Here is a 15,873-nt window from a genome sequence, read left to right on the forward strand (position 1 = left end):
TTCCAGCAGCGAAACATCGAGTAAACGGCTGCTGGAATGCAGTTTCGCGATTACTCGAACGCTCCGGGCAACAGGTCCCGGTACGCGGGTATTCCGGCCACCGACGAGGCGGCCAGCACACCGACCATCACCGCGCGGGCCAGGCAGTCCGCGGCGACGGCGCCCACCTGAGTGATCAGCGGCACCTCCGGCGACATCGACGCGGGCGTGGTGGGATCGGGAGGCACCTCGACGGCACCGGTGGCCAGCGCGAAGACGGTGTCCCCGTCGAGCGGCGTGTGACACGGCCGGATAGTGCGTGCCAGCCCGTCGTGCGCGGCGACGGCGACCCGCCGGCACCCCGCCGGACTCAGCGCGGCGTCGGTTGCGACGACGGCGATGGTCGTGTTGAGCGGGCTGTACTCCTGGTGCCGGTCGGCGTACGCCGCGATCTGGTCGGCCGGCGGGGCGACCAGACCGAACTCCTCGATCTGGTACGCCAGCCAGGGCAGTCCGGTCGCGGTGTCGACCGCATCCCCGGCGGCGTTGACCACCACGAGCGCACCGACGGTCGCGCCGCAGTCCAGGACCGTCGACGCGGTGCCCACGCCGCCCTTGAGCACGCCCACGCGCGCACCGGTGCCCGCGCCCACGGTGCCGAGCGCAACCTCGGTTCCGGCGTCGGCGGCCGCGGCGTAGCCGAACTCCGCGGTGGGTCGGCACTGCCATCCGCCGACCGGAAGGTCGAACACCACCGCGGCGGGCACGATCGGTACCACGCCGCCCTCCAGGGCGACGCCGCGACCCTGTTCCTCGAGCCAGCGCATCACCCCGTCCGCGGCGGCCAGACCGTAGGCGCTGCCACCGGTCAACACCACGGCGTCGACGTGGCGAACGGAGTTGATCGGATCGAGCAGATCGGTCTCGCGGGTGCCGGGCGCCCCACCCCTGCCGTCGACTCCGCCAACGGTGCCCGGCGGTGTGAGCACGACCGTGGTGCCGCTCGCCCAGCCCGAACCCAGCGTCACGTCAGGGTCGAGGCGATGGTGTTGGCCCACCCTGATGCCCGCCACATCGGTGATCGAACTCATCTCGACTTCCCCATCAATCCCAGCACCAGATACTCCTGCAGCACGGTCAGCCACTGGTAGACATCGAGATGCCCGGCCATCGGATGGTCGGGCGGCAGTTCGTCGGGCCCGTCCGGTGAGATCGCGAGCATGGTGCCCAGGGCCAGGCGCATGTCGTTGACCGCGGCGGCCCACGCGTGCGCGTCGTCCTCGGTCAGCTCGAACTTGCCGCCCTGGATGGGCATGGTGTCCAGAAGTGTCTGTGCCGCTTGACGTTTCGCTTCGATGATCTCGGGCTCATGCAGGCTTCGCAGTGCGCTGTTGAGGCTCTCGGTGGCATTGGAGCCGGCCGGGTGGTCGCGCTGCGGCCGGTAGAAGTCGGGCAGCAGACGTTTCATCGTGTCGTCGTCGGGCGGCGTCGAGTTACCGGTGCGCATACCGGTGATCTCTTCGAGTTCATCTGCGGGCGCGGATGATTCGCGCTCCTCGAGCATCCCCACGACCGAGGTGGCCAGGCTTCGCAACAATGCGGCCTCGTGAGGCGCGATGGCCGACCGGAAGCGTGCGCCATCGGCGGTCTCCACCCGCTTCCATTTACGCACTTGTCTGTCAGCGGTCCTGCTGCAGGGTCGCCCACAACCCGGCGGCGTGGAGCTTGGACACGTCGACCTCCATCGCCTCGCGGCTGCCCGCCGAGACGACCGCCTTGCCCTCGTTGTGCACCTGAAGCATCAATTTGGTCGCGTGCGCCTCGGGGTAGCCGAACAGCTTCTGGAAGACGTAGGTCACGTAGGTCATCAGGTTCACCGGGTCGTCCCACACGATGGTCACCCACGGAGTGTCGGTGGCGGCGTCTTCCGTCGCGACGGACTTGACGCCCCGCTCCTCGCGAGTCCCCGGTCGAGCCTTCGCCGGCGTAACCATGTTGTTCAGGATAGCCAACGCATAACCGGCACTTCGAGCTACTACGGTGACACCTGTGACCGCCGCATCCCCGGCCCTGCTCACCGACAAGTATGAGCTGACGATGCTCGCGGCCGCCCTGCGCGACGGCACCGCGCACCGACGCACGACCTTCGAGCTCTTCGCGCGCCGACTGCCCGAAGGGCGTCGCTACGGCGTCGTGGCAGGGACCGCACGGTTTGTTGATGCTTTGGCGCAGTTCGAATTCGACGATGCGACGCTCTCGGCGCTCGCGGACTTCCTCGACGAGAAAACACTCGCCTATCTGGCCGACTACCGGTTCGGAGGAGATGTCGACGGATACGCCGAGGGCGAGCTGTACTTCCCGGGCTCGCCGGTGCTCTCGGTGCACGGCACGTTCGGCGAATGTGTCGTGTTGGAGACCCTGGCGTTGTCGATCTTCAACCACGACACCGCGATCGCCTCCGCCGCCGCCCGCATGGTCAGCGCGGCCCAGGGAAGGCCACTGATCGAGATGGGCTCGCGGCGCACCCACGAACGAGCCGCTGTCGCCGCGGCCCGCGCCGCCTACCTCGCAGGTTTCGCCGGATCTTCCAACCTGGCGGCCCAACGCGACTACGGCGTTCCGGCGCTGGGCACCAGCGCGCACGCGTTCACGCTGCTGCACACCACCCCCGACGGCCCCGACGAACGGGCCGCCTTCCGCGCGCAGGTCGACGCGCTCGGCGCGGGCACCACGCTGCTCGTCGACACCTACGACATCACCGAGGGGGTGGCGACCGCCGTCGAGGTCGCCGGTCCGGAACTCGGTGCGGTGCGAATCGATTCCGGTGATCTCGGCGTGCTGGCGCGTCAGGTTCGCACGCAGCTCGACGACCTCGGCGCCACCAAGACCCAGATCGTCGTGTCGGGCGATCTCGATGAGTTCGCGATCGCCGCGTTGCGCGCCGAACCCGTCGACATCTATGGCGTCGGAACGTCGCTCGTCACCGGTTCCGGCGCTCCCACCGCCGGCATGGTCTACAAGTTGGCCGAGGTGGACGGTCTTCCGGTGGAGAAACGCAGCAGCCACAAACAGTCGCACGGCGGTCGCAAACAGGCGATGCGGCTGACCAAGAAGACCGGCACGATCGTCGAGGAGGTCGTCTACCCCTACGGCCGCCCACCCGCCGACACCGACGGGTTCACCTCGCGACCGTTGACCGTCCCCTTGGTGGAGCGCGGCGAACCCGTCGGTGAACTGTCCCTCGACGCGGCACGCGACCGCGTCCGAGCCGGGCTGACGAGCCTTCCCTGGGACGGGTTGAAACTGTCCCGCGGTGAGCCGGCGGTGCCGACGCGGCTGATCCCGCCCGGCGCGTAGGGGGTCATCACGTCGGATACGCCGGACATCACTGAACTACTGGCCACAGCCGTCGCGGGTCTCGGCGGCCGCGAACGCGAAGGCCAGATCGAGATGGCCAAAGCCGTCGCCAACGCCTTCGAGACCGGTGAGCACTTGGCCGTTCAAGCCGGGACGGGCACCGGGAAATCGCTGGCCTACCTGGTGCCCGCGATCGCACGCGCGGTCGACAGCGACGAACCCGTCGTGGTGTCGACCGCGACCATCGCGCTGCAACGCCAACTCGTCGACCGCGACCTGCCGCGGCTGGCCGAGTCGCTGTCCGAAGCGCTGCCCCGCACCCCGGAGTTCGCGCTGTTGAAGGGCCGCGGAAATTACCTGTGCCTGAACAAGATCCACAACGGAGCGGCCACCGAGCCCGACGACCGTCCGCAGGAGGAGCTGTTCGAACCCGTGGCGAGCAGCGCCCTGGGCCGCGATGTGAAGCGGCTCATCGCCTGGTCCTCGGACACCGAGACCGGCGACCGTGACGAGCTGACACCCGGTGTCGGAGACCGATCCTGGTCTCAGGTCAGCGTCTCGGCACGCGAATGCATCGGCGTGGCGCGCTGCCCGTTCGGCACCGACTGCTTCGCGGAGAAAGCTCGGGAAAAAGCCGGCCACGCTGATGTCGTCGTGACCAACCATGCGCTCCTGGCCATCGACGCGATCTCCGATGCCGCGGTGCTTCCCGAGCACCACTGGCTCGTCGTCGACGAGGCGCACGAGTTGGTCGACCGGGTGACCTCGGTGGCCACCGGCGAGCTGTCGGCGACGTCGCTCGGCGTCGCCCACCGCCGGGCCGCGCGCCTGATCGACGAGGAGCTCTCACAGCGGTTGGAGGCGGCGACGGCGACGCTGTCGTCGGCCATCCACGACACCGAACCGGGCCGCATCGACGTGCTCGACGACGAATTGGCGACGTATCTGACCGCGGTGCGAGACGCCGCGCATCGGGCCCGCTCGGCGATCGACACCGCACCCAGCGACCCGGCGGCGGCCTCCGCGCGCACCGAGGCCGTGACCGCGTTGACCGACATCGGCGACACCGCCTCGCGCATCATCGACTCCTTCGTCCCGGCCATCCCGGACCGCACGGACGTGGTGTGGATCGAACGCGAGGATACGCGCGGGTCCGAGCGGACGGTCTTGCGGGTCGCGCCGCTTTCGGTGTCAGGATTGTTGCGCACCAGGCTCTTTGAGAATGCGACGACCGTGCTGACATCGGCGACGTTGACCATCGGCGGCACGTTCGACGCGATGGCCTCGGCGTGGGGCCTGGCCGGCGAGGACACCAAGTGGCAGGGCATCGACGTCGGATCGCCGTTCGAGCACGCGAAGTCCGGGATCCTCTACGTCGCAGCGCATCTGCCGCCGCCGGGACGCGACGGCACGGGATCGGCGGAACAACTCGACGAGATCGCCGGCCTGATCGCCGCGGCCGGCGGTCGGACGCTTGGGTTGTTCTCCTCGATGCGCGCGGCCAAGGCCGCCGCCGAGATCATGCGCGACCGTCTCGACACCCAAGTGCTGTGCCAGGGCGAGGACACCACGTCGGCGTTGGTGAAGCGGTTCGCCGACGACCCGGAGACGTCGTTGTTCGGCACGTTGTCGCTGTGGCAGGGCGTCGACGTCCCCGGTCCGTCGCTGTCTCTCGTCCTCATCGACCGCATTCCGTTCCCCCGCCCCGACGACCCGCTGCTGACGGCCCGGCAGCGGGCGGTGGCCGCCCGCGGGGGCAACGGATTCATGGCCGTCGCGGCCAGCCATGCCGCGCTGCTGTTGGCACAAGGGGCGGGACGACTACTGCGCACCGTCGACGATCGCGGTGTCGTCGCCGTGCTCGATTCCCGGATGGCCACCGCCCGCTACGGCGGATTCCTGCGGGCCTCGCTGCCGCCGTTCTGGGCGACAACCGACTCGCACCGCGTCCGTGCCGCGCTCGAACGTCTACGCGCGGGCTGATTCTTCCTTATTCTGTCAACGCTTCATTGTGCGCGCCCCAGGCCGCCTCGACGCGAAAGGCGGCGTCCATGAAACCAGTCCGCGCCGTGGCGGTGTTCTCGGCGGTGCTCGTCATGGCCGGGTGCACGACCACGCTACGGGGCGAACCCGTTTCGGTGTTCAGCGATCCGTTCCGCGTCGCGGGCATGCCGGCGACCGACGGCCCCACCGGTTTACGGCCGGATGCACGCGGCCCGACACGCGTGGTGGTGGGCACCGACGGCAGCGAGATCGACGAGCTCGGCCGCCAGGCGATCAGCGACATCGAGGAATTCTGGGAAGGCGCCTATAGCAGCGCCTTCGACGGCCAGTTCGAACCGGTCGATCGCGTCTACTCCTGGGACGCCAACGGATTCGACAGCACCGGATTCTGCGACACCGACACCTATGGTCTGGTCAACGCCGGCTACTGCAACACCGACAACACGATCGGATGGGATCGCGGCGAACTTCTTCCGAGCCTGCGGCAGGAGTTCGGCGACATGGGCGTGACGATGGTGCTCGCCCACGAGTATGGGCACGCGGTGCAGAAGCTGGCAGGTCTCGCCGATGACGACACCCCGACTCTGGTCTCCGAACAACAGGCCGATTGCCTCGCGGGTGGCTACATGCGCTGGGTCGCCGAAGGCGACTCGCCGCGCTTCACACTGTCGACAGGCGACGGGCTCAACAACGTGTTGGCGGCCGTCATCGCTTTCCGCGATCCGCTGCTGAGTGAGGACGACCCGGAAGTGGGTGTCGACGAACACGGTTCGGCGTTCGAACGCCTATCGGCCTTCCAGTTCGGCTTCACCGACGGGCCCTCGGCGTGTGCGAGCATCGACATGCGCGAGATCGGCCAGCGCCGAGGCAATCTGCCCGTGCTGCTGGAAGAGGACGAGACCGGCGAGTGGCCCGTCTCCGAAGAGTCGGTGCGATCGGTCATGGACGCGATGGGCATCCTCTTCAAACCCGCGAACCCGCCGCAGCTCAGCTTCGAACGCGCCGAGTGCACCGACGCGCGGCCGAGCCCGCCGGTGTCCTACTGTCCGGCCACGAACACGATCGCGGTCGACCTCGATGAGCTCGCAGAAGTGGGCGCCCAGCCCGACATCGAGGATCCGGTCGGCCTGGCCAGCGGCGACAACACCGCCTACTCGGTGCTGGTGTCGCGCTACATGCAGGCGATTCAGAACGAACACGGCGGCGTCGCACTGGACAACGCCGAGGCCGCGCTGCGCACGGCATGCCTGACCGGGGTGGCGACCACCAAACTGTCCAAGAGCGTGACAACCCCGGACGGCAACACCGTGGCGCTCACGGCCGGCGACGTCGACGAGGCCGTGTCGGGCATCCTCACCAACGGCCTGGTGGCCAGCGATGTCAACGGCGAATCGGTGCCATCGGGGTTCTCCCGCATCGACGCCTTCCGCGTCGGTGTCCTGGGCGACACCGAACGCTGCTTCAAACGCTTCGACTAGGCGGCACTCAGATCTTTTTGGTCACGCCGTACCAGGCCAGCACCGCGTCGGACTGGTCGGTGGAGTGCACCAGATACGCATAGGACCGGATGAACGACTCGCCGACGCAGCCGTCGATCTTCACCCGAAAACCGCTGACCATCACCCATGGGTCGGTGCCGGTGAACTCCTTCTTCGTCACCGGAACCACATTCACCAGGCCCGGCTTGAGGCCGACGGTGATGCCGCCGCCGATGTTGCCGCCGAGGCTGGGCAGGACCCCGAAGTCCGATCCCTGGGCAACGGTCAGGCCCAGCAGGCCTATCGACGGGTTGATACCGGCGGTGCCGGTCAGCGAGACACCGTTCGACGTGCTCATGTCGATGCCGCAACCGATTTCGTAGCCGACCTCGAGCGTGCCCTGGGGCGCTTCACCGTCGTCCGCGCCGACCAGCGACCCCTGGTACGTGCCGCCGACGACGTACTCGCGGGACGACAGGGCGGTCGTCAGCGGCGGTATCGGCGCCTGCGTCTCCTCTCTGGCCGACAACGTCAACGTCCACCCGTTCGGGGTGTCGGTCACCGCGGGCGGCGTCGACTCGACGGCCCCGTCGGGCGGAGGCGGAGGCGGAGCACCCTCGGCGGGCACCTCGGCGACGACCGGCTCGACCTCCGGATCGGCCGAGGCGGGTGCAACCCCGAAAGTGCCCAGGACACCCGCGACCGCGACCAGCGTCATAGCTCGTCGCAGCACAATTCCAACCGCCACTGCCCACCCTCCATCGTTAGCAACGCTTCGGAACCTACCGCGCCAGATGTGAGCCGCGGGCGGATGCTCCCAGAATCGGCCCGATCGCCCGGTCAGGAGGGCATGCGTAGGACGTGACCTGCCTCCAGCGCGACCCACACGGCGCCTTCGGCGTCGACCGCGAGCCCGTGCGGTTCGCTGCCAGGCGGCAGGTCGATGGTCACGACGTCACCGTCTCCCCCGACACGGGCGAGCTGGCTCGAACCCCAGAGGGTCACCCACACGCCGTCGCTGGGATCGGCGATCACCGCGTGCGGCTTCCCGGGCAGTTCGATCTCCTGGATCGCGTCGTCCATCGGTATCCGGCCGAGTCGTTCGGCGAGGATCTCGGTGAACCACACCGCATCGTCGTGCGTGGCGGTGATGCCAACGGGACCCGAAGCGGCGGTGGGGGTTTCGCGCACGGTCAGTTCACCGGACAGGGTCAGCCGGCCGATTGCACCGGCCTGGTTCATGGTGAACCACAGCGCGTTGTCGGGGCCGGAGACGATCATCGACGGGGCGCCGCCGACCGGATGGGTTTCGGTCAGCTCACCGTCGACCGAGACTCGCCCGACGACCCCGGACGTCATCGCGGTGAACCAGAGCGCACCGTCGGGTCCGACGGTGATGCCGTAGGGGTCGCTGCCGTCGGGCAGATCGACGGCGCTGAGCTCGCCGGCGGTGGTGATGCGGCCGATCCTGTCGTCGTAGCGGGTGAACCACAGCGCGCCGTCCGGGCCTGCGGTGATGACCATCGGGCGGCTGTCGGGCCCGACCGGGTACCGCGTGACCTCGCCGGTCGCCGTCACCCGGGCGATCTCGTGTGCCTGGGCCAGCGTCACCCACATCGCACCGTCGGGCCCGGCCGCGATCCCGTACGGACCGCCGTCGACGGCGACCTTGAGCGCTTGCGTCATGCCGTCACGCGAGCGTGACGAGGCCGAGCTCGTTGTCACCCGCCAACAGCGGATGATGCGGCAGCACCCGGACCGTGTAGCCCACCGGTCCCGCGACCGGCAACGGTGCGGTGGCCGAGAACACGTCTTTGCCGCCGTCGGCGGGCCCGGTGTGCGCCATCGGCACGGTCACCGGATTGACCAGGTGATCGCCGGCGTCGACGCGGCCGAGCACCGCTTGCACCGCGACCTCGTCGGGCCGCAGACCGGCCAGGTACACGGTGGCGGTCAGCGTCAGCTCCGAGCCAAGCAGCGGGGTGTCGGGCAGCCCGTAGCTGTCGACGTCGGTGATCTGAAGCTTGGGCCACGACTCCTGGACGCGCAGCCGATAGTGCGCCAGATCCCTTGCGGCGCCGAATGGTTCACCATCACCACCCGGTTCGACGGTCCGTCGCAGCGACTGCGCCGCCGGCGCGTAGTACTTCTCCGTGTAGTCACGCACCATCCGCGAGGCCAGCACCTTGGGCCCGAGCACGATCAACGTGTGCCGCACCATCTCGACCCACCTCGCCGGGACGCCGCGCTCGTCGCGATCGTAGAACTTCGGCGCCACCGAGGTCTCGAGAAGGTCGTAGAGCGCGGCCGCCTCGAGGTCGTCGCGCCGGTTCTCGTCGGCCAGGCCGTCGGCGGTCGGGATCTCCCAGCCGTTTTCGCCGTCGTACCACTCGTCCCACCACCCGTCGCGGATCGACAGGTTCAGCCCGCCGTTGAGCGCGCTCTTCATGCCCGACGTGCCGCAGGCCTCAAGCGGACGCAGCGGATTGTTCAGCCAGACATCGCATCCCCAGTACAGCTGGCGGGCCATCGACATGTCGTAGTCGGGAAGAAACGCAATCCGGTGGCGGACCTCGGGCCGGTCGGCGAACCGCACCACTTGCTGGATCAGCGCCTTGCCGCCGTCGTCGGCGGGGTGTGACTTACCGGCGACGATGAGCTGGATCGGCCGTTCATCGTTGAGCAGCAGCCGTTCCAGCCGTTCGGGGTCGCGCAGCATCAGGGTCAGACGCTTGTAGGTCGGCACCCGCCGGGCGAATCCGATCGTCAGGACGTTCGGGTCGAAAGCCGTTGCGATCCAACCCAGCTCGGCCTCGGCCGCACCGCGCTCCAGATAGGAGCGACGCAACCGCGCGCGCACGTCCTCGACGAGCTGCTCGCGCAGCTGCGAGCGGATCCACCACAGATGCCCGGTGTCGACCTGCTGCAGCCGACCCCACACCGCTGGCTCTCGCGCACTGCTGAGGTCCTCGCTGCCGAGCAGTTCGCGCCCGAGTTCCATCCACTGCGGCGCCGCCCAGGTCGGCGCGTGCACACCGTTGGTGATCGACCCGATCGGCACCTCTTCGGGATCGAACCCCGGCCACAGCTCGTTGAACATGTGCCGGCTGACGCTGCCGTGCAGCAGCGAGACGCCGTTGGCACGCTGCGCCAGGCGCAGGCCCATATGGGCCATGTTGAACTTGGTCGGATCGTTCACTTCGCCGAACGCGACGATGCGATCGACGGGAAGGCCCGGCAGCAGCCGCGACATCTGCCCCGCCGGGCCGTCGGTGGAGCCGCCGAAGTACCGCCGCACCATCTCCTCCGGGAACCGGTCGATACCGGCGGGCACAGGGGTGTGCGTGGTGAACACCGTCGACGAACGCACCACGGTCAGCGCGGTGTCGAAATCGAGCCCGGCGTCGATGAGTTCGCGGATGCGCTCGACACCGAGGAAACCGGCATGCCCCTCGTTCATGTGGAACACCTCGGGCGAGGGCCTGCCCTCGAGCTCGATGAACGCCCGGATCGCGCGGACGCCGCCGATGCCGGCGAGGATCTCCTGCTTGATGCGGTGTTCCTGGTCGCCGCCGTAGAGCCGGTCGGTCACGCCGCGCAGTTCGTGGTCGTTCTCCGGGACGTCGGAGTCCAGCAGCAGCAACGGAATTCGGCCCACCGGGGCGATCCAGACCCGGGCCCGCAGCTGGTTGTCGAGGCCCTGTTCGCTGGGCATCGCCACCGAGACCAGCACCGGGTGCCCGTCGCGGTCGGTGAGCAGTCGCAGCGGCAGACCCTGCGGGTCGATGGCCGGGTAACTCTCGTGCTGCCAGCCGTCGGCGGTCAGGGACTGCCGGAAGTAGCCCGAGCGGTAGAGCAGTCCGACGGCGATCAACGGCAGCCCGAGATCCGATGCGGCCTTGAGGTGGTCGCCGGCCAGGATGCCGAGTCCGCCCGAGTAGTTCGGCAGCGACTCGGCGACGCCGAACTCCATCGAGAAGTACGCGATGCCGTTGGGCAGCTGTGAGCCGTTCTCGACCTCCTGCTGGTACCACAGCGGGCGGCTGAGGTAGTCGTCGAGATCGGCGGCCAGACCGTCGAGGCGGTGCAGAAACGCCTCGTCGTCGGCGAGCACGTCCAGGCGCTGCGGGCTGACCTGACCCAGCAGACCCACCGGATCGCATCCGACCCGCTTCCACAGCTCGGGGTCGATCGCCGCGAACAGATCCTGCGTCGGCCGATCCCAGGACCAGCGCAGGTTGACCGACAACCGCTCGAGCGCTGCCAGCCGATCGGGCAGATGCGCGCGGACGGTGAACCTTCTCAGGGCTTTCATCGGGCCATCACGCGACCCAACATTACTGACAATCCGCCGTTGCGCAGGGTCCGCAGTCGGACTGCTTCGCCCGCTTCGGGTTGGGTCGCGCACTAACGTGGGTATAGGGCGCGACGAGGCTTATTGAACTTGACTGTGAACACGACCGAGAAGAACAGCGGCCACGTCGGCGGTGCCGGCGGAGCACTTCGGTGGCCGCGCCAGAAGAAGGAGTGGTAGGTGGCCGGTCGAATCGAAATCGATGACGTCGCGCCTGTCGTCTCCGGGGGGCGGTATCCGGCCAAGGCGGTCGTCGGAGAGATCGTTCCGGTCGCGGCCACGGTCTGGCGCGAGGGCCACGACGCGGTCGCCGCGACCTTGGTGGTGCGCTATCACGGCACGGCCTACCCTCGGCTCGCCGATGACCCGCCGGGGCTGGCCAAGACCACCGAGGCGGTGCCGATCGAGACCGTGCTCACGGCCGGACCCCGCAAGAAGCCGCAACACCTGCCGATGTCGACCGGTCGGACCCCGGACGTCTTCCACGGTGCGTTCGCCCCCGATTGCGCGGGTCTGTGGACGTTCCGCGTGGACGGTTGGGGCGATCCGGTCGCGACCTGGCGCAAGAACGTGACCGCCAAGCTGGACGCGGGTCAGAGCGAATCGGAGCTGTCCAACGATCTGTTGATCGGGGCCCGGCTGCTGGAGCGCGCCTCGGCCGGCGTGCCCCGCCAGCACCGCTATCCGCTCATCGAGGCGGCGGCGCGGCTGCGCCAACCAGGGGACCCGTTCACCCGCGCCGGCGCCGCGCTCGCACCGGAGGTCACCAGCCTGCTCGACGAGTATCCGCTGCGCGAGTTGGTCACCCGCGGCGAGCAGTACGGCATCTGGGTGGATCGTCCGGAGGCGCGGTTCAGCGCGTGGTACGAGTTCTTCCCCCGCTCCACCGGCGGCTGGGACGCCAAGGGCAACCCGGTGCACGGCACGTTCGCGACCGCCACCAAGGCGTTGCCGCGCATCGCGCGCATGGGCTTCGACGTCGTCTACCTTCCGCCGATCCATCCGATCGGCAAGGTGCACCGCAAGGGCCGCAACAACAGCGTCACCGCCGCACCCAACGACGTCGGTTCGCCGTGGGCGATCGGCAGCGACGAGGGCGGGCACGACGCGGTCCACCCCGACCTGGGCACGATCGAGGACTTCGACGAGTTCGTGGCCGCGGCGCGCGACGACGGCATGGAGGTGGCCCTCGACCTCGCGCTGCAGTGCGCCCCCGACCACCCGTGGGCCAAGGAACATCCCGAGTGGTTCACCGTGCTGCCCGACGGCACGATCGCCTACGCGGAGAACCCTCCGAAAAAGTATCAGGACATCTACCCGCTGAACTTCGACAACGACCCGGCCGGGCTCTACGAAGAGGTGCTGCGGGTCGTTCAGCACTGGATCGCGCACGGCGTCAAGATCTTCCGGGTCGACAACCCGCACACGAAGCCACCGAACTTCTGGGCCTGGCTGATCGGCCAGGTGAAGAACGAGCACCCCGACGTCCTGTTCCTGTCGGAAGCGTTCACCCGTCCGGCACGGCTGTACGGATTGGCCAAACTCGGCTTCACCCAGTCGTATTCATATTTCACCTGGCGCACCGCGAAGTGGGAGATCACCGAGTTCGGGGAGCAGATCGCCGAGCACGCCGACTATGCGTGCCCGAACCTGTTCGTCAACACGCCCGACATCCTGCACGAGAGCCTGCAACACGGTGGCCCAGGGATGTTCGCGATCCGCGCGGTGCTTGCGGCGACGATGAGTTCGGCCTGGGGGGTGTACTCGGGTTTCGAACTCTACGAACATCGCCCCGTCCGCGAGGGCAGCGAGGAATACCTCAACTCCGAGAAGTACGAACTGCGACCCCGTGACTTCGATGCCGCGCTGGCCGACGGTGAATCGTTGGAGCCGTTCATCACCCGGCTCAACGAGATCCGCAAGCTGCACCCGGCGCTGCACCAGTTGCGGACGATCAAGTTCCATCGCGCCGACAACGACGCGCTGCTGGCGTACAGCAAGTTCGATCCCGTGACCGGGGATCAGGTGCTGGTGGTGGTCACGCTCAACCCGTTCGGGCCAGAGGAGGCCACGCTGTGGCTCGACATGCCCGCTCTCGGGATGGAGCCCTACGACCGTTTCTGGGTGCGTGACGAGATCACCGGTGACGAATACCAGTGGGGCCAGGCCAATTACGTGCGTCTGGACCCGGTGCGCGCGGTGGCACACGTCTTGAACATGCCGCAGGTGCCCGCCGACCAACGACTCAATCTGCTGCGTAGGGAGTGACGAGATGACGCAGACCCGACAGGCGAGCAGCCCACATCTGCGGCCGCACACCGCCGACCTCAACCGGCTGCTGGCCGGCGAACACCACGACCCACATTCGGTGCTCGGTGCGCACGAGTACGACGACCACACCGTGATCCGGGCCTATCGGCCGCACGCCGTCGAGGTCGTCGCCGTCGTCGGCGGTGAGCGATACAGCTTCCAGCACATCGAATCCGGGCTGTTCGCGGTGGCGTTGCCGTTCACCGATCTGGCCGACTACCGCCTCGAGGTGCACTATCCCGGCGGCGACGGCGCGACGCACGTGCACACCGTGGCCGACGCGTACCGCTTCCTGCCCACGCTCGGCGAGATGGATCTGCATCTGTTCTCCGAGGGCCGCCACGAGCGGCTGTGGGAAATCCTCGGCGCGCACCCCCGCCGCTACACCACGCCCGACGGCGACGTCGAGGGTGTCTCGTTCGCGGTGTGGGCGCCGAACGCCAAGGGCGTCAGCCTGATCGGCGAGTTCAACCACTGGGACACCAACGAGGCGCAGCTGCGTGTGCTGGGCTCGACGGGCGTCTGGGAGGTGTTCTGGCCGGGCTTCGAGATCGGCGGGCTGTACAAGTTCCGCATCCACGGCGCCGACCGTTCGGTCAGCGAGCGCGCCGACCCGATGGCGTTCGCCACCGAGGTTCCGCCGAAGACCGCCTCGAAGGTGACCAAGAGCAGCTACACATGGGCGGACGACGAGTGGATGGCGCGCCGTGCCGCGCAGAATCCGGTCTTCGAGGCGATGAGCACGCTCGAGGTCCACCTGATGTCGTGGCGGCCGGGCCTGAGCTACCGCGAACTCGCCACGCAGCTCACCGAATACGTCGTCGAGAACGGCTTCACCCACGTCGAGTTGATGCCGGTGGCCGAGCATCCGTTCGGTGGCTCGTGGGGGTACCAGGTCACGTCCTACTACGCGCCGACGTCACGGCTGGGCTCACCCGACGAGTTCCGGCACGTCGTCGACACGCTGCACCAGGCCGGCATCGGCGTGATCATGGACTGGGTGCCCGCCCACTTCCCGAAGGACGCCTGGGCGCTCGGCCGTTTCGACGGCACTGCGCTCTACGAGCACTCCGACCCGCGCCGCGGCGAACAATTGGACTGGGGCACTTACGTCTTCGACTTCGGCCGCGCCGAGGTCCGCAACTTCCTGGTGGCCAACGCGCTGTACTGGCTGCAGGAATTTCACATCGACGGCCTGCGGGTGGACGCGGTCGCCTCGATGCTCTACCTGGACTATTCACGCCCCGAGGGCGGCTGGACCCCGAACATCTACGGCGGTCGCGAGAACCTCGAGGCCGTGCAGTTCCTGCAGGAGATGAACGCGACCGTGCACAAGGTCGCCCCCGGCATCGTGACGATCGCCGAGGAGTCCACATCGTGGCCCGGCGTGACGAGGCCGACGAACCTTGGCGGCCTTGGCTTCTCGATGAAGTGGAACATGGGCTGGATGAACGACACGCTGGAGTTCATCAAGCGCGATCCGATCCACCGCAGCTACCACCACCACGAGATCACGTTCTCGATGCTCTACGCGTTCAGCGAGAACTACGTGTTGCCGATCAGCCACGACGAGGTCGTCCACGGCAAGGGCACGCTGTGGGGCCGCATGCCCGGTAACGACCACAACAAGGCCGCCGGCCTGCGCAGCCTGTTGGCTTACCAGTGGGCGCACCCGGGCAAGCAGCTGCTGTTCATGGGTCAGGAGTTCGGCCAGCGCGCCGAGTGGTCCGAGGAACGCGGCGTCGACTGGTACCAGCTCGACGAGAACAGCTTCTCGACCGGCATCCAGCGCATGGTGCACGACATGAACACGATCTACCGCAGCAGGCGCGCGCTGTGGTCGCAGGACACCCGCCCCGAGGGCTACAGCTGGATCGACGCCAACGACTCGGCCAACAACGTGCTGAGCTTCCTTCGCTACGGCGACGACGGCTCGGTGCTGGCGTGCGTGTTCAACTTCTCCGGCGCCGAGCACACCCGCTATCGCCTGGGCCTACCCCACGCGGGCACCTGGCGTGAGGTGCTCAACACCGACGCCGACATCTACAACGGGTCGGGCATCGGCAACTACGGCGCCGTCGAGGCGACCGACGAGCCGTGGCACGGTCGACCGGCGTCGGCGGTCATGGTGCTGCCGCCGCTGTCCGCGCTGTGGTTCGAGTACACGCCCGAGTAGCCGGCGTCCCCACCCGGGGAACCTTCCCTCGCGAGCAGACGTGAAACTGCCTACTTTGCGCCGAAAAGCGACAGTTTTGCGTCTGCTCGCGCAGCCGACAGCTGATATGTAGGCACCGTTTGTCAATAGGCAGGTGAAGGTTGCGTCCACCAAGGTGGTGTACGAGTCGGGACCTGATTAGCGGTGCCGGCGTGTCGTAGCCGAATGAATGAAGG

At 68.1% G+C, this 15,873-nt stretch carries 11 protein-coding genes; 5 read left to right on the plus strand and 6 right to left on the minus strand.

Features of this window, described 5'->3' with window-relative positions; genetic code table 11:
- Positions 1–50: 50 nt before the first annotated feature.
- The 3 genes from A5698_RS18200 to clpS are packed head-to-tail and all read right to left on the minus strand — an operon-like array spanning position 51 to position 1,973.
- Positions 51–1,070 carry a P1 family peptidase gene (locus tag A5698_RS18200; RefSeq protein WP_068299772.1) on the minus strand — a complete coding sequence of 340 codons (1,020 nt, stop codon included), beginning with the start codon at positions 1,068–1,070 and terminating at the stop codon, positions 51–53.
- Positions 1,067–1,651, minus strand: a complete 585-nt coding sequence (gene aosR, locus A5698_RS18205; protein WP_068299775.1) for an oxidative stress transcriptional regulator AosR — start codon at positions 1,649–1,651, stop codon at positions 1,067–1,069. The genes A5698_RS18200 and aosR overlap by 4 nt, the downstream gene beginning before the upstream one ends.
- A gap of 7 nt (positions 1,652–1,658) precedes the next feature.
- Positions 1,659–1,973, minus strand: coding sequence for an ATP-dependent Clp protease adapter ClpS (gene clpS, locus A5698_RS18210; RefSeq protein ID WP_068299778.1), 315 nt, complete (start codon positions 1,971–1,973; stop codon positions 1,659–1,661).
- Between the two features lie 103 nt (positions 1,974–2,076).
- Between clpS and A5698_RS18215 the strand changes: the two genes are divergently transcribed.
- The 3 genes from A5698_RS18215 to A5698_RS18225 all read left to right on the plus strand — a co-directional run bounded on the left by A5698_RS18215 (position 2,077) and on the right by A5698_RS18225 (position 6,818).
- Positions 2,077–3,336 (plus strand): nicotinate phosphoribosyltransferase, encoded by a 1,260-nt coding sequence (locus tag A5698_RS18215; protein WP_068299816.1) that lies wholly within the window; start codon positions 2,077–2,079, stop codon positions 3,334–3,336.
- Between the two features lie 6 nt (positions 3,337–3,342).
- Positions 3,343–5,319: an ATP-dependent DNA helicase gene (locus A5698_RS18220; RefSeq protein WP_068299781.1), complete on the plus strand. Its 1,977-nt coding sequence runs from the start codon at positions 3,343–3,345 to the stop codon at positions 5,317–5,319.
- Positions 5,320–5,387: 68 nt separating this feature from the next.
- On the plus strand, positions 5,388–6,818 hold the full coding sequence (locus tag A5698_RS18225; RefSeq protein ID WP_068299785.1) for a neutral zinc metallopeptidase: 1,431 nt from the start codon (positions 5,388–5,390) through the stop codon (positions 6,816–6,818).
- A gap of 7 nt (positions 6,819–6,825) precedes the next feature.
- On the opposite strand, the gene A5698_RS18230 is transcribed toward A5698_RS18225, so the two are convergent.
- From A5698_RS18230 to A5698_RS18240, 3 genes are all read right to left on the minus strand, one after another.
- Positions 6,826–7,554 (minus strand): MspA family porin, encoded by a 729-nt coding sequence (locus A5698_RS18230; protein ID WP_502688949.1) that lies wholly within the window; start codon positions 7,552–7,554, stop codon positions 6,826–6,828.
- A gap of 104 nt (positions 7,555–7,658) precedes the next feature.
- Positions 7,659–8,504, minus strand: coding sequence for a virginiamycin B lyase family protein (locus A5698_RS18235; protein WP_068299790.1), 846 nt, complete (start codon positions 8,502–8,504; stop codon positions 7,659–7,661).
- A 4-nt stretch (positions 8,505–8,508) separates the two neighbouring features.
- Positions 8,509–11,133 (minus strand): glycosyltransferase family 1 protein, encoded by a 2,625-nt coding sequence (locus tag A5698_RS18240; RefSeq protein WP_068299793.1) that lies wholly within the window; start codon positions 11,131–11,133, stop codon positions 8,509–8,511.
- A gap of 219 nt (positions 11,134–11,352) precedes the next feature.
- On the opposite strand from A5698_RS18240, the gene A5698_RS18245 reads away from it, so the two are divergent.
- Together A5698_RS18245 and glgB are read left to right on the plus strand one after the other, a co-directional pair.
- Positions 11,353–13,440: an alpha-1,4-glucan--maltose-1-phosphate maltosyltransferase gene (locus A5698_RS18245; RefSeq protein WP_068299795.1), complete on the plus strand. Its 2,088-nt coding sequence runs from the start codon at positions 11,353–11,355 to the stop codon at positions 13,438–13,440.
- Positions 13,441–13,444: 4 nt separating this feature from the next.
- A complete protein-coding gene (gene glgB / locus A5698_RS18250; RefSeq protein ID WP_068299802.1) occupies positions 13,445–15,658 on the plus strand; it encodes a 1,4-alpha-glucan branching protein GlgB in 2,214 nt (737 codons plus the stop codon).
- The last annotated feature ends 215 nt before the right edge of the window (positions 15,659–15,873 follow it).

Source organism: Mycobacterium sp. E136 (genome assembly GCF_001666865.1).
Taxonomy (GTDB): domain Bacteria; phylum Actinomycetota; class Actinomycetes; order Mycobacteriales; family Mycobacteriaceae; genus Mycobacterium.

Excerpts from the sequence above, each read along its gene's own strand:
- A5698_RS18225 (WP_068299785.1), top strand. The coding sequence starts at position 5,388 with ATGAAACCAGTCCGCGCCGTGGCGGTGTTCTCGGCGGTGCTCGTCATG.
- A5698_RS18215 (WP_068299816.1), top strand. The coding sequence starts at position 2,077 with ATGCTCGCGGCCGCCCTGCGCGACGGCACCGCGCACCGACGCACGACC.
- A5698_RS18200 (WP_068299772.1), bottom strand. The coding sequence starts at position 1,070 with ATGAGTTCGATCACCGATGTGGCGGGCATCAGGGTGGGCCAACACCAT.
- A5698_RS18235 (WP_068299790.1), bottom strand. The coding sequence starts at position 8,504 with ATGACGCAAGCGCTCAAGGTCGCCGTCGACGGCGGTCCGTACGGGATC.
- glgB (WP_068299802.1), top strand. The coding sequence starts at position 13,445 with ATGACGCAGACCCGACAGGCGAGCAGCCCACATCTGCGGCCGCACACC.
- clpS (WP_068299778.1), bottom strand. The coding sequence starts at position 1,973 with ATGGTTACGCCGGCGAAGGCTCGACCGGGGACTCGCGAGGAGCGGGGC.
- A5698_RS18240 (WP_068299793.1), bottom strand. The coding sequence starts at position 11,133 with ATGAAAGCCCTGAGAAGGTTCACCGTCCGCGCGCATCTGCCCGATCGG.